The 21,056-nt window shown below is 67.1% G+C and carries 21 protein-coding genes; 6 read left to right on the top strand and 15 right to left on the bottom strand.

Annotated elements, in window-relative coordinates; translation table 11 throughout:
• Positions 1-12 precede the first annotated feature (12 nt).
• On the top strand, positions 13-423 hold the full coding sequence (locus ACWCPF_RS34835; protein ID WP_451049104.1) for a hypothetical protein: 411 nt from the start codon (positions 13-15) through the stop codon (positions 421-423).
• A 402-nt stretch (positions 424-825) separates the two neighbouring features.
• On the opposite strand, the gene ACWCPF_RS34830 is transcribed toward ACWCPF_RS34835, so the two are convergent.
• From ACWCPF_RS34830 to ACWCPF_RS34815, 4 genes are all read right to left on the bottom strand, one after another.
• The gene (locus ACWCPF_RS34830) at positions 826-1,083 is read right to left on the bottom strand and encodes a hypothetical protein (RefSeq protein ID WP_451049103.1); all 258 of its coding nucleotides are present in this window, start codon (positions 1,081-1,083) and stop codon (positions 826-828) included.
• A 36-nt stretch (positions 1,084-1,119) separates the two neighbouring features.
• Positions 1,120-1,251, bottom strand: coding sequence for a hypothetical protein (locus ACWCPF_RS34825; protein WP_451049102.1), 132 nt, complete (start codon positions 1,249-1,251; stop codon positions 1,120-1,122).
• A gap of 459 nt (positions 1,252-1,710) precedes the next feature.
• Complete coding sequence (locus ACWCPF_RS34820; RefSeq protein ID WP_451049101.1) at positions 1,711-2,196, bottom strand: hypothetical protein; 486 nt, start codon at positions 2,194-2,196, stop codon at positions 1,711-1,713.
• A gap of 176 nt (positions 2,197-2,372) precedes the next feature.
• The gene (locus ACWCPF_RS34815) at positions 2,373-2,918 is read right to left on the bottom strand and encodes a hypothetical protein (RefSeq protein WP_451049100.1); all 546 of its coding nucleotides are present in this window, start codon (positions 2,916-2,918) and stop codon (positions 2,373-2,375) included.
• Between the two features lie 120 nt (positions 2,919-3,038).
• On the opposite strand from ACWCPF_RS34815, the gene ACWCPF_RS34810 reads away from it, so the two are divergent.
• Positions 3,039-3,206 (top strand): hypothetical protein, encoded by a 168-nt coding sequence (locus ACWCPF_RS34810; RefSeq protein ID WP_451049099.1) that lies wholly within the window; start codon positions 3,039-3,041, stop codon positions 3,204-3,206.
• A 925-nt stretch (positions 3,207-4,131) separates the two neighbouring features.
• Here ACWCPF_RS34810 and ACWCPF_RS34805 read toward each other — a convergent pair.
• From ACWCPF_RS34805 to ACWCPF_RS34795, 3 genes are all read right to left on the bottom strand, one after another.
• The gene (locus tag ACWCPF_RS34805; protein ID WP_451049098.1) at positions 4,132-4,554 is read right to left on the bottom strand and encodes a DUF6924 domain-containing protein; all 423 of its coding nucleotides are present in this window, start codon (positions 4,552-4,554) and stop codon (positions 4,132-4,134) included.
• A gap of 34 nt (positions 4,555-4,588) precedes the next feature.
• Positions 4,589-4,972 carry a DUF6193 family natural product biosynthesis protein gene (locus ACWCPF_RS34800; protein WP_451049097.1) on the bottom strand — a complete coding sequence of 128 codons (384 nt, stop codon included), beginning with the start codon at positions 4,970-4,972 and terminating at the stop codon, positions 4,589-4,591.
• 342 nt (positions 4,973-5,314) lie between these two features.
• Positions 5,315-5,572: a DUF6192 family protein gene (locus ACWCPF_RS34795; RefSeq protein WP_451049096.1), complete on the bottom strand. Its 258-nt coding sequence runs from the start codon at positions 5,570-5,572 to the stop codon at positions 5,315-5,317.
• An 849-nt stretch (positions 5,573-6,421) separates the two neighbouring features.
• Here ACWCPF_RS34795 and ACWCPF_RS34790 point away from each other — a divergent pair.
• Entirely contained in the window at positions 6,422-7,783 is a 1,362-nt protein-coding gene (locus ACWCPF_RS34790; protein ID WP_451049095.1) for a hypothetical protein, read from the top strand.
• A 638-nt stretch (positions 7,784-8,421) separates the two neighbouring features.
• Here ACWCPF_RS34790 and ACWCPF_RS34785 read toward each other — a convergent pair.
• A complete protein-coding gene (locus tag ACWCPF_RS34785; RefSeq protein WP_451049094.1) occupies positions 8,422-9,162 on the bottom strand; it encodes a vWA domain-containing protein in 741 nt (246 codons plus the stop codon).
• 232 nt (positions 9,163-9,394) lie between these two features.
• On the opposite strand from ACWCPF_RS34785, the gene ACWCPF_RS34780 reads away from it, so the two are divergent.
• Positions 9,395-9,559, top strand: a complete 165-nt coding sequence (locus ACWCPF_RS34780; RefSeq protein ID WP_451049093.1) for a hypothetical protein — start codon at positions 9,395-9,397, stop codon at positions 9,557-9,559.
• A gap of 591 nt (positions 9,560-10,150) precedes the next feature.
• Positions 10,151-10,795 carry a GAP family protein gene (locus tag ACWCPF_RS34775; RefSeq protein ID WP_451049092.1) on the top strand — a complete coding sequence of 215 codons (645 nt, stop codon included), beginning with the start codon at positions 10,151-10,153 and terminating at the stop codon, positions 10,793-10,795.
• 255 nt (positions 10,796-11,050) lie between these two features.
• Here the strand turns inward: ACWCPF_RS34775 and ACWCPF_RS34770 are convergent, their stop codons facing one another.
• The 7 genes from ACWCPF_RS34770 to ACWCPF_RS34740 all read right to left on the bottom strand — a co-directional run bounded on the left by ACWCPF_RS34770 (position 11,051) and on the right by ACWCPF_RS34740 (position 19,425).
• Positions 11,051-12,415, bottom strand: coding sequence for a glutamate decarboxylase (locus tag ACWCPF_RS34770; protein ID WP_451049091.1), 1,365 nt, complete (start codon positions 12,413-12,415; stop codon positions 11,051-11,053).
• 154 nt (positions 12,416-12,569) lie between these two features.
• Positions 12,570-12,830 (bottom strand): hypothetical protein, encoded by a 261-nt coding sequence (locus ACWCPF_RS34765; RefSeq protein WP_451049090.1) that lies wholly within the window; start codon positions 12,828-12,830, stop codon positions 12,570-12,572.
• A 68-nt stretch (positions 12,831-12,898) separates the two neighbouring features.
• On the bottom strand, positions 12,899-14,875 hold the full coding sequence (locus ACWCPF_RS34760) for a M28 family metallopeptidase (protein WP_451049089.1): 1,977 nt from the start codon (positions 14,873-14,875) through the stop codon (positions 12,899-12,901).
• A gap of 373 nt (positions 14,876-15,248) precedes the next feature.
• Positions 15,249-15,893 (bottom strand): peptidoglycan-binding protein, encoded by a 645-nt coding sequence (locus ACWCPF_RS34755; protein ID WP_451049088.1) that lies wholly within the window; start codon positions 15,891-15,893, stop codon positions 15,249-15,251.
• 12 nt (positions 15,894-15,905) lie between these two features.
• A complete protein-coding gene (locus tag ACWCPF_RS34750; RefSeq protein WP_451049087.1) occupies positions 15,906-16,598 on the bottom strand; it encodes a transglycosylase SLT domain-containing protein in 693 nt (230 codons plus the stop codon).
• Between the two features lie 624 nt (positions 16,599-17,222).
• Positions 17,223-19,001 (bottom strand): matrixin family metalloprotease, encoded by a 1,779-nt coding sequence (locus ACWCPF_RS34745; RefSeq protein ID WP_451049086.1) that lies wholly within the window; start codon positions 18,999-19,001, stop codon positions 17,223-17,225.
• Position 19,002: 1 nt separating this feature from the next.
• On the bottom strand, positions 19,003-19,425 hold the full coding sequence (locus ACWCPF_RS34740; RefSeq protein ID WP_451049085.1) for a hypothetical protein: 423 nt from the start codon (positions 19,423-19,425) through the stop codon (positions 19,003-19,005).
• A gap of 561 nt (positions 19,426-19,986) precedes the next feature.
• Here ACWCPF_RS34740 and ACWCPF_RS34735 point away from each other — a divergent pair.
• On the top strand, positions 19,987-20,982 hold the full coding sequence (locus ACWCPF_RS34735; RefSeq protein WP_451049084.1) for a LacI family DNA-binding transcriptional regulator: 996 nt from the start codon (positions 19,987-19,989) through the stop codon (positions 20,980-20,982).
• The last annotated feature ends 74 nt before the right edge of the window (positions 20,983-21,056 follow it).

Below are 21,056 nucleotides of genomic sequence, written 5' to 3'. Positions count from 1 at the left end.
CATGCAGCTGTCGTGGTACTCCGCGAGCTCGGGCGAAGCCCCGATTACCGTGACCGGGCGGATGCCGGTCACGGCCTGGCGGGCTTCGCCGAGATGCAGGAGGCCCTCGGGCCACTGCTGGAGCTCGTGCTCGACGCAGGTGACACCTTCGTCACCCGGGTGACCGCAGAAGCCGTGCTGCGGCGAAAGGACAGAATCGGGTTGGCGGTAGTCGCCTCCGCACTGGCAGTCGCCGACTCGAATCACAGCGATTGGATCCACACCGCACTTCACGATGTGTTCAGCATCTTCTCCGAGGACCGGGACAACGCGATGCAGTTGTGCGAGGAGATGTTGCGGGACACTGACGACCGCGTCGCCCTGGGGGCTCGTCAGATGCACGAAGCCCTGGCCGAGATCGTCCCCGTTCTTCGCCCCAAGTAGCCCGGGGTGGACACTGCCGTGAGAGCGCAGGTGCTCGAATCTCCATCCTGGCATCCTGCCGGGCCCAGCTCCATGAGCGATTCCGTCGGCTGTCGCGTCGGCGCTCAGCGTTCTGGTTCGGCGCTGGTTCGTCCGGCGTCGCGACGGAAGTCGGGCATGCCGAGGTGGACGGTGGACGGCTGGGCTGCACGGTCGCGCATGGTCTCCAGCTTCTGAGCGGCGGCGGCCAGGGTGGTCTCGATGGCGGCGACTTCGCCGAGCCAGCCCTGGTCCCGGGCCCCTGGAGGCGGTCGATGAGGTTGGCGTGGATCTCCTCGAGGCGTGGCATCTGGGCCGGGTCCACGAGAAGTAGGGTGCATCTGACACAGGCTTCTCTGAACTTGCGCTGGCGAGGTGATCGAGTCAGGAGTGCCCGTGTTCGCGGTTGAGTTCGTGGTAGCCGCGAGAGTCGAAGAAGCGCAGGCCGTCGATCACTGCTCCAGACAGGATTTCCGGCAGGGTCCATGGGTGGGTGGTGTAGTCGTCCGTTGCCACGCCTCCATGCTCAAGCAGCAGAGCGATCATTTGGTGAACCTCTGCGGTGCCGTCGATCCGCCCGGAGATGTCGATCTGCACCGACCAAGTGGGGTGATGTCCGATGGCCGCTTCGAGGATCGCCACATCCTCGGGATCCCAGTCGGAAAAGAGGTAGCCGGTCTACTCATCGTCGATGTCGATGTAGAGGTCGCCGTCCAGAGTCCACGGATCGCGCTGCCCGGGCAGATGCCGATCGAGCGAGGCGACGGTCTCAGCTCGCTCACCCGTGGGAAACACGAAGACAGTTCGCATGGGTTGGAGCGTAAGCAGTTCAGCTTCGTGGCGACCATGGATTTCAGGGACGGTACTGGTCCGTCGATGTAGTGGTGGTGCGGTTGGCGATGTCGGCGAAGGCCGGCATGCCGAGGTCGACTGCGGAGGATCGTCGGGCTGCTTCGGCATCGAGCTGGTCCAGCTTGTCCTGCGCGCCGACGAGGCTGACCTGGAGGCCCTCGACTTCGCCCAGCCATCCTTCCCGCTCCGCCTCGGCGATCCGGGCGATCAGGTGGTCGCGGATGTCGGTCAGCCGTGGCCGTTGGGCTGGATCAGGCCGGAGGAGCGAGCATCTGACACAAGCTTGCTTATCCGAACCAGCCCAGCTCGACGCTCAGCTCGTCATCGATGTGCCTTCGCAACGGAAAATAGTCGTGAAGTCGCCGGACAAGAGGCCGTCCTGGGCGGGTCGCGCTCCGGGGCGGCCGTTCAGCGTGCCTACTGGGAGAACGCGTAGGTTCGGACGGGATCGAGGTGCAGTTCGTAGGGCCCGAAGCAGTCTGCCGCTAGCATCGCGACCGGGGAGCCGCAGGGACAGGCTCGGTTGAGTCCTTCGTCACCCGTCGGCCCGCAGCAGCCGGTGCTGTTCTCCCAGTTAGGCAGCGGTTGAAGGTCGGGGGCGTCCTCAGGGTGCATCAGCACCGTGCCCGGGACGCCCGCAGAGATGACGAAGCCCTCCTTCCGGCAGACCAGCGGCCCTCGCGACTGAGCCGGCTTCGGGTCCTCCTGATCGTCCTGCGCGACGCAGGGAGGTCCCCAGGGCTCGGGACCGATCGCGTAGCGGCCCCGCGGAACGGTGGAGGGTACCCGGCGTGTCTCCTTGTCCCGGTCGTGTTCGTCGTCGGAGGGGTCGGGGACGGCGGCCAGCTCGGCCAGCTCCGGCGTGATCGCGGTGCCGCACTTGGAACAGAGGAAGACGGTCATCCCCTCGTTGCAGTCCTCAGAACTACTGCTTCGCACCTTCGTTTGGCTGCTCGGCGTCGATGCGCGCGACGACCCTGCGCACCGTCACGGCCATCGAGGTCGCGCCACCTTGCACCTGAGCCCACTTCACGGGTATCCAGGTGCGAGCGCACCGAGCACCCCATAGCCGTCATTGCTTACCGGAGCTCAGGCAGTGGTCCGGAGTTCTTCGGGTAGCAGCCCTCTTCAAGCCGGAAGAGGTACTTCCGGAGGTCCGCGCCGAGCCCTTCAGTGATGTAGGCGGCAAAGTCCCTCAGCCCCTCCGTCGCTTCCCGCTCGTCAGACCTGTCGCTGGACGACCATGCGGGCAGTAGGGACTCCAGGTACTCGGTGACCCGCCCACGGTCGCGCCACCAGTCCCGAACAGCCTCGGGTGTCCATCGGCTGTCGCCGTCGTAGGCATAGCCGCGGTACGGATCTTCCTGGGCTGCTGTCACCAGGTTCAGGACCTCGGCCGTGGTCGCCAGCTGGCGATACACATATTCACCGAAGTACTCGCCACCGTAGAGCACATGACGCGGTGCGTGCAGCCGGCCCGTCCAACAGTTGTCGGCGATGCCGGTATAGAAGGGGCCAGGAACGTTCAACCAGAGCCGGTCCTCCCAACGCCCGCCGAAGGACGTCTCGGGCTCGCCTTCTGGAGGCGCCGCTATCGGTTCCCAGCACAGCTCTTCGTAGGTCATCCGCGAAGCTTGTGATCCGATGGGAAGGATCTCTCAGCATCGGCGCTGCTTCGTTCGGTGTTGCGGCGGATGTCGGGCATGCCGAGGTGGACCGTGGACGGCTGAGTTGCACGCTCGCGCATGGCCTCCAGCTTCTGCGCGGCGGCGGCCATGGTGGCCTCGATGGCGGCGACCTCACCGAGCCAGCCCTGGTTCGCGGGCCTCCTGGAGGCGGTCGACGAGGTTGGCGTGGATCTCCTGGAGACGTGGCATCTGGGCCGGTTCCACAAGAAAGTAGGGGGCATCTGACACAGGCGTTTTCATGCCGGCACAGGGTCGCGTTGTCGCGGCCACAGGTTCCCAGGGCTACCTTGCGGAGTTCGAAGTGGGCCAGGAACTCGTTCCACTCGGTGGTGGTGAGCTCGCGATACTCCTCGCTGGGCCGTTCGGTTCTGCGACGGGCGATGAAGGCCCGTTGAGGGGAGATCACGTCCTCTGGGTAGATCGCGGCATAACCCATGGTCGTGCCCAGAGCGGCGTGTCCGCAGATTTTCGCGGGTTCGCGGCACCGGCTCCCCGTACCGCTCGCGGGGCCTTGGCCTTGATCTTCCTGGGTTTGGCGGTCTCTTGGATCCAGCAGCTGAAGTCCCCGGCCTCCCGACGGGTCGCCGGTCCCACGAAACGTCCACGGCCTGCAGGAACCGCCACCACCGCAACAGATCCATCCCGTAGGAGCGAACCGTTGATGGCACCTTCCCCGCGGCCGGCAACTCCTGAAAGTAGGCGGCGACCGCCTCGACGGCGGGTCCGTCGGGATCGATCAGCCGGTAGGGCTCGTACCGGTCGCCGGTCTCCACCAGCCGACCCCACCGGGGCACCACCAGGGCCGCCAAATCTCGTCGGGGAGCATCGTTCATCACGACCGGTGACCGTAGTGCTCAATGACTCCATCCGCCCACTGAACTGGTCAAGCTCTAGGGTTCGTTCAGTCAACGGGGCCTGCGCTGCCCGATGCTGCGGGTTTCCCCCAGGCAGCGGCCTCGGCTGGTCGAAATCATCCGCAACCTCTCCGAGCGCATTGCACAAGCGCGGACGAACGGCTGGCTCGGCGAAGTCCAAGGACTCCAAGTCAGCCTCACCAAGGCCAAGGAGAAGCTCGTCGCCCTCGACCGCACTCTGGAACGCAGCCGCAGCGCCAGCCGGGGTAGGCGCACCGACCTCGGCATGAACGTCATCACCCGTCCTCGAAGCCGTAGTACGTGTCCGATTCGTCGGTGGCGTCGGCGAACTCCGAGAAGTCCATGTTGGCGATGGTCAGGTTGTTGGAGACATCGGCGTACCAACGGGGCGGAACCCGGAACGTCCGACCGGGTTCGTCATACAGGTCGACGGCCAGGAGTGGATGCTCCTCGCCGGTCATGGTGGTCGCGTCAGCGAGGAACACGTAACACAGCTTGTCGTCGTCATCAGCGACAGCATCCGCGTCCACCAGCGCCTTAACACTGACATCGGTGAAGGAGCGGTCACTGACGAAGGTCGCGTTGCGGTAGTCGCCCAAGCCGTCGATCGCTGCTTGCACCGTCTCCCATGCCGCCTCGCTGCTGAAGTCGGTACGCAGGACCAGCGAGGTCAGATCATCAGGTTGAGGCAAGCGCATGCACGTCATCCTTCCACCCGAGACCAGGCGCTTCTCAGGCGGCTCCAGAAGTGACAGGTCCAAGGCCGGAGGGCTGATGGCGCACGGCTGTCGACACGGCGTCCGCCACCGTGATCGTGTCGACAAGCACGTCACCCATGAAGCTGGCACTGAGGGTGTAGCGGCTGTCCCGATGCGCGTTCAAGCAAAGCGGATTGACCGTGAGGCGAGGGCGGGTACTGGAGGAGAATCGCAGCGTCCAGTGGCTCGTGAACGGGTAGAGCCCCCGCAGCGCCGGTTCGGCGTATGCCGAATTCACGAGCGCGCGATACTCGGGCCAGTCCACCTCGTCTGCCTCCGTGAGCAGGTGCTGCCACTCGGACTCGGCCAGTCGCACCGGATCGTGGTCGGCCACGTCGAAGCGGCCGGTGAGGTGCACGAACGACGCGGCTCGGGAGACGTCGGTCAGCGCTGCCCCGTCGTACCAGGCTTGCGCCGACCTGGCGACCTGGCGACCTGGCGACCTGGCGACCTGGCGACCTGGACCAGATCGTGCGTGGTTCCGTCGATCAGCGCCATGCCTTGGAACGACTCGCAGCCGCGGATTGACCAGCGCCGCTCGGCTACCCACGCGGTGATCTCCAAGATCATCCGATCGGTCTCGCGAACCAGGTATCACCACTCTTGGCCCGGGGAACGACCCGGACGACGGTCATGACGAGTAGCCCGTGTGCAGAACGGCCTATCCAGGTGTACCGCTGCGGACCTGGCCTTATTGAGATCAGGCGGCAGCCAACCCGTAGTCCGGATAATCGTCCGACATGGCGCGGAAGGAGACGTCCGGGCGCCGGAGCAGGCCAGTGGTCACTTCGGCGGCGACGTGATCGTCGCAGGTCAGTTCCTGCACCACCCGGACCTTGTCCTCGTCCGGAGTCCACCGGAACTTGCCCCCGGGCGGGGTCAGGATCGTGGTCCACCGTTCCTCGTCGTCGGTGATGCCCGCGAGGATGTTGTGGACGGTGAAGGACAGTCCCGACACCCGGCGGTCCTTGGGCCACTTCGCGGCGGTCCACCGGGCCCTGCTTCACCGCCGAGTACGACAGTCCGATGTCCTCGGACAGGCGGAACAGCGAGTCCTTGACCGTGAACAGCTCGTCGGCCGGCGAGACACCTCCGTGCTCGCGCATCGGCTCGACCTCGAGTGCGTAGTCGCCGATCGTGAACTGGGCGCGTCTGGCCGTCTCGACCAGTTTCCGCAGCTCAGCCACGATCTCCGCATATCGGTTTCTCGGTGACGCTGCCGCTCTTGCCGATCTGACTGGTCGCCTGGATCTTTTCGGGCATGGCATTCACCACCCACGGCGAGGCCGGGGCACGGCCCCGCGGCCGTGACAAAACCCGGCCCGCCTTCTGGGCTGAGAGTCAGACCGGGAATGCGATGATCATAACAAGCGACCATAAGTGACCAGTATCTGACGGAAATTGCGATTCGGATGCGTTCGCGATGCGGTCACAGTGACCGTTCGCCGAACGTTTCCGTTCGGGCCCTCCGGGCCCTCGTGACACACCGCCGCGAGCAGTAGACGGCGTACGAACGACGGTCCACCCCGGCTACCCAAGTGGCCCCGCGCTCGGGCACTCGGCCCGACCGGCCCCGCTTAACTCAGCAGCAACCCGCTTACGCAACCGGCGGGCCCGGCGCCACTGCCTGGAACGACAGGCCGCGGAGCAGTACATCGCATTCGGCCGTGCTTCCGGCCTCAGCCGTTCACCGCAGCCTTCGCACACCCGTTCCCGGGCCTGCCCGGCGTCCTCGGACACCACGCCAGCCTAGGGCCCCAAAGCTACTCAAGACCGGGGATCGAAGACAGGCGCTTAATGTGGGCGCATGGTGCATCTCAAGCAGCCTCAGTTGTCCGGGCTCGGGCGGAACCCGGATGCCCCAACGGGGGTCCTGGTGCGCCTGGCCGCGCACGATGCGGGCCGTCACGGGCTGTTGATGCGCGAGGGGCAGTTGCCGGGCGCGGTCGCCGAGGCCCTGCTGACCCACGGCGGCAGCGATTTAGCGGCGCAGTTGCACGGGCGCCGGGTCTCCCCGGCGATGCGCAGCCGGATCGCCGGACATCCCGACCCCGCGATCCGCAACGCGCGTGCTGACCTCGTTCGCACCATGGTGGAGTGTGGGTCGGGGCTGGGCATCGAGTCCATGGTCGAGGCATACGGCCGGCCGCTGGAGGAACTCGCAGCCAGCCCCGACTCCAGGATTCGCGCGGCGATCGCGCAGGGCTGGCACGATCGGCCCGCCGCCGTGCAGTCAGCGCTTCTCACCGATCCGGATCCCGGGGTGCGGGCCGCAGCAACGCGAGCCGAGCACCCGGGCGTCCCGCCGGAACTCCGGGATCGCTGCCTCGCCGATCCGGCCGTCCGCTCCAATCTCGCGCGACGTCTCCCACTCACGCCCGCGCAGTTCGAGCGGCTGCTGGCGGCCGGGGAAAGGTCGGTGCTGCGCTCTGTGGCCGGCAACCCGTGCCTGACTGCCGACATGGTGGCCCGTTTGCAGGACAGCGATGACCCATCCGTACGCGTCGCGGTGGCCTACAGCCGCCACGTCCGACCCGAGACCCGGGACCGCCTGCTCTCGCTGGTGAAGGCCGAGGAGGCGACCGGCAGCATCGACGCCAAGGTGGCCCTCCACTGGTCGTCCTACCGGCCCGCCTGGCTGCGGGAAGCGCCGCTCGCCGAGCGGCTGACCTACCTGGACTGCCCGCACGCGGTGTTCCGGCGAACCCTGGCAGAGAGCACGGACCTTCCCGGCGAGGCATGGCAGCGACTGGACAAAGACCCCGACGTATCCGTCCGCTACGTCGCCGCCCTCCGATCTGACGTTCCGCCTGAGACGCTGCTGCGACTGGTCCGGGCCCACGGTGATCCCTCCGCCTTCCGGCCCCGGCTGGTGGAGCACCCCAACTTCCCGCGCCGGGAACTGCGCGGCTTGGTGGACGAGCCGGACCCGAGGGTGCGCCTCCTCGCCCTTGAGGACCCCGAGCTGCCCGCCGCGGAGCTGCGCCGGTTGGGGCACGGCGAGGATTCGGTCCTGCGCGCGGGAGTGGCCAGGCATCCCAACGTCAGTGCGGACCTGCTCGAACGACTGCTGGCCGACCCGGAGCCCAAAGTCGCCGACCACGCTGCGGCCAACCCCGTGCTGCCACCTGCGTGGATGGACCGCATCATCGCCCAGGCCGACCTCTGAAGGCCGCACGTGCATGCTTCAGCGTGGCCCCGAAGCAAACGCCCAAGCGCGGTGTGGGGGATGTGTCCACGACGCCGTCGACACAGAGATCACGGTGACCGGCGGGCACCGGGCGCGCGGCGGCCGCGGCCGGGTGCACGGCGTGGACCGGTTGCCGAGGCCCGAACTGCTCCAGGTCGCCTTGGCCGAACTCCAGGCAGGGTCACGTGTTTGGAGGCTACGAGTAGCGGCGAAGAACACAAATTCGCGAACTCTCATAGCTCGTCGCGCACGGTGACCAAAGCATGATCGGCGCATGAGACATAAAGGCGTCGGATTGGCCAGTCGGCGGCGATCGCGATCGGCCCCTTGCTGTACTCGGCATCGTCCAGCTGCGTCTCAGACAGCCGCGAGCCGCTGCGCGCGTCCCGGCCTCCCAGAACGCGAGGAGCAGCCGCCTGCCGTCGCTGCTGAGCCCGCGGCCGGGGGCTGCGGCAACACCTGTGATGCCCGCCCACTCTCATCGTCGCGCCACACCCTCCGGGATGGTCTCGGACCGTACGCATGTGGGGCCGCTGACCTTCCCTCCGTCTCACGCGCATCCGGCCAACGCTCGCCCAAAGTACCCCTCGGCTTCGCCTCATCGGCGGTTCAGACGTTCACTGCAGGACCCGAGCCGTGCGAGCCGACGAAAGCCAGCTGGGGAACTCTTGCAGCAGCCGGTCGTAGAGGAGATCGTCACGTACGGTGCGCGGATCACGGCCGGCGTGGAAGAAGCCTGCGTTGTCGACGATGCGATGCCTGGGCACGGCCAAGTCGTCGAGGCGGCGGAGAAAGGCGAACTCGTTGTCGTCTGGGTCGCCGAAGCCGACGAACTGCCAGAACAGCGGCAAGCGGGCAGCTTTGCACAGGTATCGTTCGGCGGCGAACTTGCTGGTGGGCCCGCCATCGGTCTGGAAGATCACCAGGGCTGGGTCGTCGCTGTTGGAAGCCAGGTAGTGGTCGATGACACCGTCCATGGCCCAGTGGTAGTTCGTCCGCCCCATGTGACCGAGGTTCTCGTGCAGTTTGTCGATGCGGCCACGATGGCCTCCGAGCCTGAGGTCAGTGGATCCGTCGACGTCGGTGGAGAAGAACACCACCGGCACCGTGCCGTCGTCATCGAGGTGGGCGGACAAGGAGAGGACCTGCTCACCAAGATGTTGCATGGTGCCGTCCTTGTAGTAAGGCCGCATCGACCCAGAGCGGTCCAGCACGAGATACACAGCAGCGCGCACTCCCTCAAGACCATGCGCGCGCACGCTGGAGCCAGCGGACTTGTAGAGGCTGACCAAGTCCGGTGCTTGCGCCTGCATCTTGGACAGACTGATTGCCGGCGCCTCGTTCTGAGCCCTGCCCATGGTCACCACTCCTGTGTCGCGTACCACACTCATTCTCGCGGTCGAGGCGGCGCTACAAGGCAGAGTTCTCCAACGAGGTCCAGCGAGGTCCAACGAGATCCAACGCTTGTCCGATCCAGTCTCAAGCGCCACCTCAGGGGCTTGCCCAGGCCAGTGTCCTGCGCCAGTAGTTGCTCGCTGTAGTGGCGTGTGAATTGTGCTGCTGGTGTGTGCGGGGCCGGAGGCGCAATCGATGGTCTCTGTCGCGCGGGATCTGCGGGTGACCGCAGCCACCGTCCGCAACCCCGATACCGCGGCCCAGCTGCAGGCGATTCCCGCCGGGCATCCGCCCCTGATCCCGGATGCGCCACACTGCGGAGTGCCATGGGCGCTCGCCGAAGCAGCCGTCGTCGTCTAAGCCGCGGATTCGCGATGAGCGATCGCTGCCACGGATCGGCTGACTCCCGAAGGAATGGCGGCGATGGCCGAGGTTCGGGACGGGCCGTGGTCGACCCCGAGGTCCGCGAGAGTCCTTCTGCGGCTGACTGCAATGTGGACCCTAGCGAGCAGGGCTGACAGACACGCAGCCCCATCGGCGACGACACGCTCCTCAGCGGTCGGCGGGAGCGTACCGGCTCCAGGTTCCGTCGGTCGCCGTGACCTGGAGGGTGGTGTTCTTGGCGCGGTAGCCGAGTGCCTGCGCGATTCGGTGTCCCCTCCGGCCGGCAACCGGTCGGTGTGGGAACAGGGGCAGCGGCCGTGGACCCGTGTCGCGTGTTCGTGGCGGGTCCAGCAGTCCGTCAACCTCGACGCTGAAGCCCAGGCCAGGCTCGCCCGGGAGACTGCCGGACAGTCGGTGCCGCCGTGCGGGCGTGGCCTGCTTGACCAGCCGGGCCGTCGCTTGCAGAGTCGGGATGCGGCACCGCAGCAACGCCGCCTCACTCTGCCGATCGGTCCACCCGTCCACAAGGCGGCCCGACGGTCCTGACACCCAGGAGCGGCTGATCCGATGGTCCTCGACCTGGTTGTGATCGGTACGGCCATCAGTCTGGGGCCCTTGCACAACAGCGCCTTCATCCTGCTGCTCTCGTCGCGGCGCGGCGTTCGCCAGGGTATGGCGTTCCTGCTGTCGTGGCTGGCCAACCTGCTTGTCGTGATCGCCTGTGTGGTGCTGCTGACCGGCGGACAGCCCCCGGCTCGTCACAGCGTGCCTTCGACCGCCGTGATCGATGCGAAACTCGCCATCGGCCTGGCACTGGTGCTGTACAGCGCACACCGGTACCGCCGGCCGCCCCGTCCGCACGGCCCGCCACGCTGGGCCGCCCGGATCGACAACGCTTCTCCGGCCGCGGCAGCCGGTCTGGCATGGCTGTTGCAGCCCTGGGCTCTGGTCGGCGCCGGTGCCGCGACCGCTGTCGAGGCGAGCCTCTCCACCCTTGCCGGCTGGCTCGCGCTGACCGGCTACTGTCTGCTGGCCACGCTCAGCCTTATCGTCATGGAGATGTACATGGTGCGGGCGCCCGCGGTCGCGAACGCCCGGCTGAACGCCCTGCGGAGCTGGCTGGAGCAGCATCAGGAGCAGCTGATCGTCACGCTCTCCCTGCTGCTCGGCCTGTGGCTGGCGGCCCGGAGCATCGCCGAGCTGGTCGGCTGACCGTTTTGACCGTGCGGGGGACGGTAGCGGCGGCGCGCCACTCCGCAGGTTGGTCTTGTGCATGAGCAGGCACGGGCTCCCGGTGTGCATCACGTTCGACCACCGGGGACCCTGCCCGAGCGCTCTGCGTCGAGGCCGGAGTCATGAGGACGGCGGTGCGGGCGGCGCCGATCCACAGGTGCGCCGCGAGGCGCTGTGGCCTGCTGGGGGTGCCGGTGCCCGGTTCGGCCGAAACTGCTGCTGTGTCAGAGTGTGTCAGTAGCCGGTGCCGCGCTTGACCTGGGTCCGCTCGGTCCCGTGGGTGGCGCCCTTGTCGTCCAAGGTGCGACATGCGTCGGAGATGTCTCGGCTCAGGCGATCGATCTGTTCGCGGCTCAGGGTCTCCTTGACCAGGGCGCGCAGGATCTTCACCCGCTCCGCGTTGGGCGGGAGCGTGTAGGCCGGCACCATCCAGCCCCGCTCGGCCGAGAGCTGCCAGGCGATGTCGGACTCGTCGTAGGCGTGCTCGCCCGCAAGACGGAAGGCGACCAGCGGCAGCTGTTCGAGGTCGCTCCCGATCACTTCGAAGCGGCCGCTGCTGCGCAGGTTGTCGGCCAATGTGCGGGCGTTTTCCTGCATCATTTTCATGACGTAGGTGTAGCCCTGGCGGCCGAGCCTGACGAAGTTGTAGTACTGCGCGAGCACCATTGACGCACCGGTGGAGAAGTTCAGCGTGAACGTCGCATCGGTCTTGCCCAGGTAGTTCTCGTAGAACACGAGGTCCTTGGCCAGGTCGGACTCCTCGCGGAAGACCAGCCATCCGATGCCGGGGTAGACCAGGCCGTACTTGTGTCCCGAGACGTTGATCGAACGGACCTGCTCGAGCCGGAAGTCCCATTTCGAGTCCGGGTACAGAAAGGGCCACACGAATGCGCCGCTGGCGCCGTCGACGTGGATCGGGATGTCGAGGTCCCGCTCTTTGCGGACGTCCCGCAGGAGCTTGTCGATCCCGCCGACATCGTCCTTGTGGCCGGTGAACGTGGTGCCGAGGACGGCGACGACGCCGATCGTGTTCTCGTCGAGGCGGTTCTCCACGTCCTCCGGGCCGATCGTGTACTTGCCTTCGGCAAGCGGCACGATCCGCGGCTCGACGTCGAAGTAGCGGCAGAACTTCTCCCACACGACGTGGACGTCTCCGCCGAAAATCAAGTTGGGCCGGTCGATCGACAGGCCGGCTGCCTGGCGGCGCTCGCGCCATTTCCACTTCAGCGACAGCCCGCCGAGCATGATCGCCTCGGACGAGCCCTGGGTCCGGCATCCCGTCGTCCTGCCCGGGGCGTGGAAGAGGTCTGCGAGCATGCGCACGCAACGCTGCTCGATCTCGGCGGAAATGGGGTACTCCGCATGGTCGATGAAATTGCGGTGGAGATTCTCGGCGATCAGCCGTTGCGCCTCCGGCTCCATCCAAGTCGTGACAAACGTCGCGAGATTGCGCTGCGGGTCGCCCTCCATGGCGAGATCCACGTCCACGAGCCTCATTGCGTCCGTCGCGGCCATTCCTTCCTCGGGAAAGGCCTCCGAAGGAGCGGGCACAGTCAGGAAACGGTTACCGAAAAGAGCCGCATCATCATGCTTGGTCATACGGCGATTCAAACAGCACCAGAGCCTGCCGCGGGCGAGGGACACACCACGATGAAACTGCGCGCCGGTCAAGAACAGACCCGCCGCACGCCGTCATGTCTGGCGCTCAATGGCGTTCTCGGTCTCTCCCGCCGTGGCACGTTGCTCGGCACGCTCACCGTGTCACCGACGGCCCTGTCGACCGTGCCGTCCTCGTGCAGCCACACCTTCCGTTGAGCGTCTGCCGGAGGCTGACCACCTGCATGCCCCCGCTGGTGCTCGTCAGCTTCGGATCGGACTCGAACTCGACGGGCTCTCCGGCGGCGAAGCCGATCGCCCCCGAGACCGACGAGGGGTATTCCTCGGCGCGGGCGATGTGGTCGCCGTCGGCGAGGCCGACCGGTGCGTCGTCCACCCGCAGCTCGGTCTCCGCCACGCTATCGGTCTCGGCGAGGAACGCCCCGGCGTCCGTCCTGGACCGCCCGGCTTCGGCTGGCTTGTCGGTTACACGCCCGCGAGGGTGAATGCGGCCGCCGTGACCGAGCGGGCGATCGTGGCCGCGAACTCGGGACTGTGATCCTGGTCGGTGAGGGTGTCGCCAGGGGTGTGGTACTGCCTGGTGCCCGTGCCGGGCCCGCCGTCCGGAGCGAAAAGGTCCTCGGAGACGGCGATGGCCGCCCACCCCCGCTCGTGGAAGCTGGCGTGGTCGCTCCGGCCGATCGCCGGATCGGAAGGGCCCGTGAGCTGTTGGACCATCACCGCGGGGTCGAGAGCGGGGACGGTGTCCGCGACGAGAGCGCCCAGCGTGTCGGATGCGTCGACGACCGGACCCGGCACCGCGGAGCCGGCGTGGATCTCGACGGTGGGTGGGCTGCCCTGTTGGCGACCCGCAATCATGTCCATCTGGAAGACGGCGGCGATGCGGTCTTCCGCCGCCGCGGCTGCCCGCGCATAGAACTTGCTGCCGACCAGGCCCTGTTCCTCGGCGTTGAAGAGCACGAAGCGCACGTTCCGGGTCGGTGTCCTGCCCTCGTCGAGCAAGTCGTGCAGGCACTCCGCTGCGGCCATGACGGCGGCGGTCCCGCTGCCGTCGTCGTCGGCGCCCGGTGCGGGGTCGACGGCAGGATCGTAGAAACGGGGGTCACCGTTCTCGTCGACGAATTCACCGTTGGAGGCAGTGGAGTCCAGATGCGCGGTGATGAGGACCGTGGAGTCCGCCCCGGCCACCCGGTGTTCGGCCTCGACGTTGAACAACCGGCGTCCGTGCCACCGGAATCGGTGCAGTCGCACCGTCAGGCCGAGGTTCTGGAAGCGGTCCGCGAGCGCTTCGACGACTCGGGGGTTGTCCGCGGCGGCCGCGTCACGGCTGCTCACCAGCAGCGCCTCGCCGTCTCTGAGCGGTGCGACGCCGGAGATGCGCGCGACATGGCGGCGGAGTACCTCGGGGGTCACGGCCGCGCGTACCGCGGCGATCGTCTCCGCGGAGGGACGGCCATTGCCGGCTGCCGACGCGGGCCTGCCCGGCTCCGCCGGGCCTCCCGCAAGGCCTGCGGCGAGTCCTTGTGCCCCTGCCTCGCCGGGGCGGGAGAGGAGTGCCGGGTCCGGAAGCAGTCGCTCGGTGTGGCCGGGCTTCGCGCCGGGCAGGTGGACGTCCTCGATCGGAGCGCCGGCCGGTGCGGCGACGTAGACACCGCCTGGTGCGGGACCCAGCGGGAGGAGACGTGAGGCGGTGAGGCCGGCGAGTCCGTCTGCGACGACGCCGAACGCGGACCTGGCGTGGGCGATCGCCCTGTCCGGGCCGACCGCGACGCCGTCGGCAGGGGTGTGGTTGCGGTCGTCGCGGATCAGGAAGGCCGCCGTGTCCTCCACCGGTCCCCGCAGGTCGACCGTGAAACCGGCCTGTTCGAGTGCCGCGGCGCCGCGCATGCTGGCCATGGCGAGCACGAGCCGCGTGGAGGCGATGTGCACGGGAACGACCTCGGTCTGGTTCAGGACCGCTTCCAGTGCAGGCAGCCCTTGGTCCTCGGGCAGCTCGATCCGCGCCCAGTGGACGGGACGGTTCTCCAGGGCGGCACCGGTGAACACGGGGTGGGCCGCCGTACGCAGCCCGGCTTGTCCGGCGAATCCGCGCTCGTCGTGGTCCTCGCCCACGAAGACGCACTCGTCGGCCTCGGCGGTCGGGGTCCCCTCTCCCCCCGTGCCGGCGACCGCCTCATCGAAGATCTCCCGGCTGGTCTTGGGGCCCCAATGGATGAGCGCATCGTCCGTGAACCGGTCGGGGAACGCCGCCCGCAGAGCCGCTGCGGCCCGCTGCGCGGCGCCTTCACCCGGGCCCGGGTTGGAGATGACGCCCATGCGCACGTCGAGGAAGGCGTCAAGCACTTCAAGGACGCGCGGTCGGGGCAGCAGCGTCAGCGAGCCGTCCGCCTCCTCCCTGGCATCCGCCAGGGTCGCTCCTATGTCGAAGAAAAGCACAGGCATGTCAGTGCCTCCACGCAGCGAACCGGTCCGGAATCGGCACGTAACCGGTTGAACTTCCCGGGCGGCAATAGCCGTTCGGCAGGGGGAGGAACCGGTAGAGCTGGTAGAGCGGTGGGCACGGCGCAAGAGGAATATCCGTGGTGTCCGTCGTATCCGTGGTATCCCGTATCCGTGGTATCCGCGAGACGGCCCCGCGTCGGCCGACCGCTCCACACACTCCACTCCGGGAATGGGTTCCCCACCCATCCCATCGTCCGCCTTCGGTTGCGTGCTCGCATCCCGAGATGTACGCAAATGCCGTTCAACTTCAGGCCTGGGCCTGGGCCTGGCCCCGGATCGTCGTCAGCCGTGGACCGACCCGGGGGCACGACGGCTACCAGGTGGGCGGTACGTCGGATCCGAAGGCGCCACCGGCCGGGCGCTTCTCGAAGTGAAGGTGAGGGCCAGTGGACTTCCCGGTCGAGCCGACTTCTCCGATCTTCTGGCCGGCCTTGACCGGACCGCCTTTGACGGTCTGTTCGGAGAGATGGCAGTACCAGTAGTCGAATCGGTCGGCGCGCAGCACGAGGAAGTTGCCGTAACTGCTGTCAAACCCTTTGCGGACGATGGAACCCTTGAGCACCGCGACACAGAGTGTGCCTTTCGGAGCCGCGTAGTCCGCGCCGGTGTGATAACCCAGGCTCCACTGCGGCCCCTTCACTCGGTGGGCGGTCGTGACGGGGCGTCCTGGTACAGGAGAGGCGACGCGGCCACCGGGAGCAGGTGACATCGTCGGGACCTGGAGCCGGTCCCAGGAACTCTTTCCCGGCATGCCGTCGGCTTCGGCCCCCTTGAATCCGATCTTGCGTTGCCAGGCGGCGTACGACTGTTGGTCCACGTCCGTCCATTCGGGTCCCGGACCTGTCCGGTATTTGCCGCATCCTTCCTTCACCAGGCGTTTGCCCATCGCGGCGATCAGCGGACTGCGTTGTCCCTTGTGGAAGAAGGTCGATCCTGGGAAGGGCGCCAAAGCAGGCATTTCCTTTTCCCTTCAGTAAGGAGCCGGATCACGATGCGGATTGGCCTGTTGAACGCGCGAGATGTCGCCGTACCGCCGCCAGATGTAGTTGATCGCTGCCGCGATGTTCGCCACCGGGTCGTAGATCCGGTCGGACGTAGCCGCCTGGTGGTTCTCCGCAAACGTCCCGGGAATCACCTGCGCGTAGCCGCGCGAGCAGTTGAGCTTTGCGCCGTCCGACTGGACTGGGCCTGTTGCGTTCACATCAGCCAGGTTCACCGCGTTCGGTATGAAGGACGACTCGCGGCGGATGAGGGTCAGCAGGTTCGCTCCGTTGCCGACCCCCGTGGCCCAACTCCTCGGTGCGCCGGTCAGGTCGCATGCCTGCTCGGCGAACGCGCGGGCCGTGGGCTCGTCGACGGCCAGACCAGAGTTCTTCGAGAAACGTACGGAACTCTTGGTGATGGCACCGGGATGACGGCAGTCGACAACGAATCCGGCTCTGGCTCCGAGTTTGTCCAGTGAGTCGCATCCGGGGAATCCATCGGCAGCCGAGCCGGTAAATCCCAGCATGCGCTGCCATTCCGCGTAGGCCGTTCTCGTCTGCTCACCGAAGAACCCGGTGGCGCCGGCGGGGATGCTCATTCCCACTGCGATGAGCGCCGTCTGAGTGGCCTTGACCTCATCGTTGCGCTTGCCGAAGCGCACGTTGGAGATAGCAACCATCGCGCCTCCTCGGACGAGGATGGAGGCCGCCGGTCGAGGAGTGCACCTGCCGGTCGGTCACGGTTGCCTTGTTTCCACCATGCGACCGATGTGAGTCGCGCGCAAACCAGGACCGAGGCAGGTGTGCAAACCCGTGCAGCGGATCACGGCTCGCCCCGACGAACTGGGCACGCTGACTGATGAGTTGGCTGCGCAGCAGCCCGGAAACCCGTCGCCGATCAGGCGACGGGTCCGGGCGCGCGCCCACGACAGGTGGGCCGATGTCATCTCAACTCTTCGCTGCGCGTGGCTCCATGACCACCTCTGGCATCCCATGCCCCCCGACGACATTCGGCCCCCCGACGACATTCGCCGCACTCGCGGCCCGGGGCTCCATCGCACCTTGCGGCATGCCGTCCTGCTGCACAGTCGCCGCACTCGCGGCGCGAGGCTCCATTCCGCCCTGTGGCATCCCATGCGCCCCGACGACACTCGCCGCGCCTGCGGCCCGAGGCTCCATCGCACCCTGCGGCATGCCGTGCTGCTGCGCAGCCGCCGCACCGTTGGTCGTGGAATAGCTTCCGTTCGCTTTTGTCATATCAGACACCCGTTCTCGCCGTGTGGTCTGTCCTGGCTGCCGGTCAACTACGCCTGGGTCCGCCACTGGTGCCAGACCGCGTTGTCGGTGCCGCGGGCGAAGAACTCCATCCGCCCGTCCGAGTTCAGGTTCACCGCGATGTTGCTGGTGATGACACCGCCGAGGGACTCCCAGCCCGACCACCCATTGCTGGGAGCCGTCTGCCACTGGTGCCAGACCGCGCCATCCGTCCCGCGAGCGAAGAACTCCATCCGCCCGTCCCGGTTCCGGCTCACAGCGATGTCGCTGGTGATCACGCCGCCGAGAGACTCCCACCCCGACCACCCATTACTCGGAGCCGTCTGCCACTGATGCCACACCGCACCATCCGTCCCGCGAGCGAAGAACTCCATCCGCCCATCGGCATTCACACAGGTCGCGATGTTGCTGGTGATCACGCCGCCGAGAGACTCCCACCCCGACCAGCCATTGCTCGGAGCCGTCTGCCACTGGTGCCACACCGCGTTGTCGGTACCGCGGGCGAAGAACTCCATCCGCCCATCCGAGTTGACACACGTCGCGATGTCACTGGTGATCACACCACCCAGGGACTCCCAGCCCGACCACCCATTACTCGGAGCCGTCTGCCACTGATGCCACACCGCACCATCCGTCCCCCGAGCGAAGAACTCCATCCGCCCATCGGCATTCACACAGGTCGCGATGTTACTGGTGATCACACCACCGAGAGACTCCCACCCCGACCACCCATTGCTCGGAGCCGTCTGCCACTGGTGCCACACCGCGTTGTCGGTACCGCGGGCGAAGAACTCCATCCGCCCATCCGAATTGACACACGTCGCGATGTCACTGGTGATCACACCACCCAGGGACTCCCACCCCGACCACCCATTACTCGGAGCCGTCTGCCACTGATGCCACACCGCACCATCCGTCCCCCGAGCGAAGAACTCCATCCGCCCATCGGCATTCACAGACGTCGCGATGTTACTGGTGATCACACCACCGAGAGACTCCCACCCCGACCAAGCGCTCGGGGCATACAGGTTGCGGACACCGTCGATGTCGTCCTGAGTCAGGGTTGTCTTCGTCGAGTTCGGCCCGACCGACGGCGCCATGACCGCACCGGCCACACTCGAGTGACCCAGGCCCAGGATGTGGCCGAGTTCGTGCAGAGCGACCGTCTCCACATCGAAGGCTCCGACTGCGGCCCCAATACTCCACATGTGCTCGGTGTCGTCGAAGTGAACGGGCTTCGGCAGGCTGCCATTGGTGACGACTCCGCAGCCGGGCGGGAAGTCGGCGTGCGCGAGGATACCGCCGACCATGCTGTGATCGGGGTCGCTCGCCGGCCGCCATCCGACCAGGATGTCAGGGTTCTGATTCGGCGCGACCTCGTTGAAAGTGAACCCGGCAGGGCCCGCCCACGATCTGAAGGCGCCGCGGACAGCGTCGAACTCCTGGTTTCCTGCGACGTCGCCCGTACCGGTGTCGAAGGCGAAGGTGAGGATGCGGCGCGTCCAACCGCAGGTGGTCGCGAACTCCACGCCGTCGCGCAGGTCCGCCATGCCGCACCTGGACTGCGTCATCAACGTACGCGTGCGTTCGTCGAACGCTCCTGTGGCGGGGATCCCGTTGAATTCCTGATACTTCTTCAGTGCGCTGGACGTGGCCATGTCGACCATGCTTGTCGTGCGACTGTCGGGCAGATAGCCGAATCGGGAAAGGTATCCCTGGACTGCCTCCAACCCGTCCGCCTTTTCGCCGACGTCGACGGTGGGCAGTTTCGCAACCTCGGGAAAGGCGATGAAGGCTGCCTGTGCCATGTCATTCTCCCTTTTTTCTGATCGAGGTCGGGAATCGGATGCTCCCGATGATTTTCAAAGCCACGTCTTCCGGAGTTCCGGGGTCCAATCTGACGATCACTGTCATCGCAGCGGAGATGCCATCCGCACCGGTTTCATCAGGTCGACGCGGGAAGTGTGCACCCACGACCTTGGTACCGTCAGCGTCTGTAAATTCCACGACTCGGACATTCCCGCCGTTCACCGATTCATCGGCAGCAGCGTGCCCGGGCCGGGAGCGGTACTGGGTGAGCGGATCGGCGAACGGACCCCTGTCGATCGTTATTTGGTATCCGTTCGCAGTCCAAACCGTGACTGCAGAATCAAACCCTGCGCTCTCGGCTTCCGTATGAACAGGTGAAGGCACCTCGAACGAGATACCACTGGAGTCATGAATAGTCGCCATGATGCCTGGACCCCCTGATGATGCAACATGAGCGGGCAAGCGGCGAAGTGATCGAGCCGGAAAGCGGGCAGTCCATTCCCGCACGGAGGTTACGGTCTCCACGTGCATATGGGTAGCCTTCGGAAATTCCCACTCCTCAGTCTGCTACCAAGCGATCTGGGCTGCAACCAGAGTTCCGCGCCGAGTCCTGCGGGAAAAGAAGTTGAATTGCACACCCCGTGGAAGGCCACCCGGCCCCTCGACCTCGGCTGCCAGCAGTCCTCCCGCAACGGCGGGGGCACGCTGACGCGGCGATCAGCGACATCCGCGTCCATCCCACCGCCCCGCCGCCCCGCCGCTCCACCGCCCCGCCGCTCCACGGCCGTGCCGCTCCATCACCGTGCCGCCCTGCCACCCCACCGCCCGCTGACCCCGTGGCTAACGGCGACGCCCCGGATTTCCCTGGGCGGGGTGTCCGAAGTCTCGGGTGTCCCGGGCCTTCACTGTTACGATTCAGTGATGCTTGCCGTCCGGTCGGGCGTGCCGTATCGGCTTGTCCCACTTGTTCTCCAGGAGGCTCCCGTGGCGCGCAGGACCGGCCGTGTGACGGCGACCGACGTGGCCAAAGAGGCAGGGGTCTCGCAGACCACCGTCAGCTATGTGCTGAACGACGTGCCCAACCAGAAGATCTCCGAGCAGACCCGGCGCAGGGTCCTCGACGCGGTGGCGAAGCTGGGCTACAAGCCGTCGGCCGCCGCCCGCGCGCTGCGCCTGGGTCGCAGCGATCTGGTGCTGATGTTCCTTCCGGACGTTCCGGTCGGCGGCACCCTGACGGCCCTGGTCGAGCTCCTCGGCGACGAGCTGGAGCGGCACGGCCTGAACCTCGTCACCCGGCGCGAGCGGCACTCTCCGCTGGAGTCGCTGTGGCGGGAACTCATGCCGGCGGCCGTGATGACGGTCTTCGACGTCTCCGCCGAGGACGCGGCCAGCATGCGCGCGGCCGGCATCCATGTGGTCGGCGCGGGAATGATGCCGACGAACGACCCCGGCGTCCTGACCATCCCTCAGCATCTCATCGGCGCCATGCAGGTCGAGCGACTGGCGGCGACGAGGCACTCGCGCATCGGCTACGCCGCTCCCGGGGACACCCGGCTCCGGGAATTCCTGGCGCTGCGGCTCGACGGCGCTCGTGCCGCGTGCACAAAACTCGGCCTGGAACCTCCCGTCGTACTGGAGGTGCCCCTCGACATCTCGGCTGCCGCCGCGGCCGCCGAGCAGTGGCACGCGGCCGTCCCCGCCGTCACGGGGATCTGCGCTTACAACGACGAGACGGCTTTCGCCCTCCTCGCAGGCATGCGCAGGGTGGGTCTCGCCGCGCCCGGCGACCTGGCCGTCATCGGCGTCGACAACGACAAGTTGGCGCCGTTCGCGATGCCGCCGCTGACGACCATCGACAACAACCTCGACGTGCTCGTGGGCCGCGCGGCCCGGATGATCGTCAACGGCGTGACCGGCCGATCGCTGCCGACGCCGCCCCTGGTGACTCCGCTGAGCCTGGTCGTACGCGAGTCGGCCTGACGCCGACCGGTCCGCCAACCGGACGGGCTCCCCACCGCGCCACCACCCGCACCACCCCCACCACCCATCCGGCT

The organism is Streptomyces sp. NPDC001858 (assembly GCF_053594615.1).
Note: the sequence above shows the minus strand (reverse complement) of the source record. Positions and strands in the feature narration are given on the sequence as shown.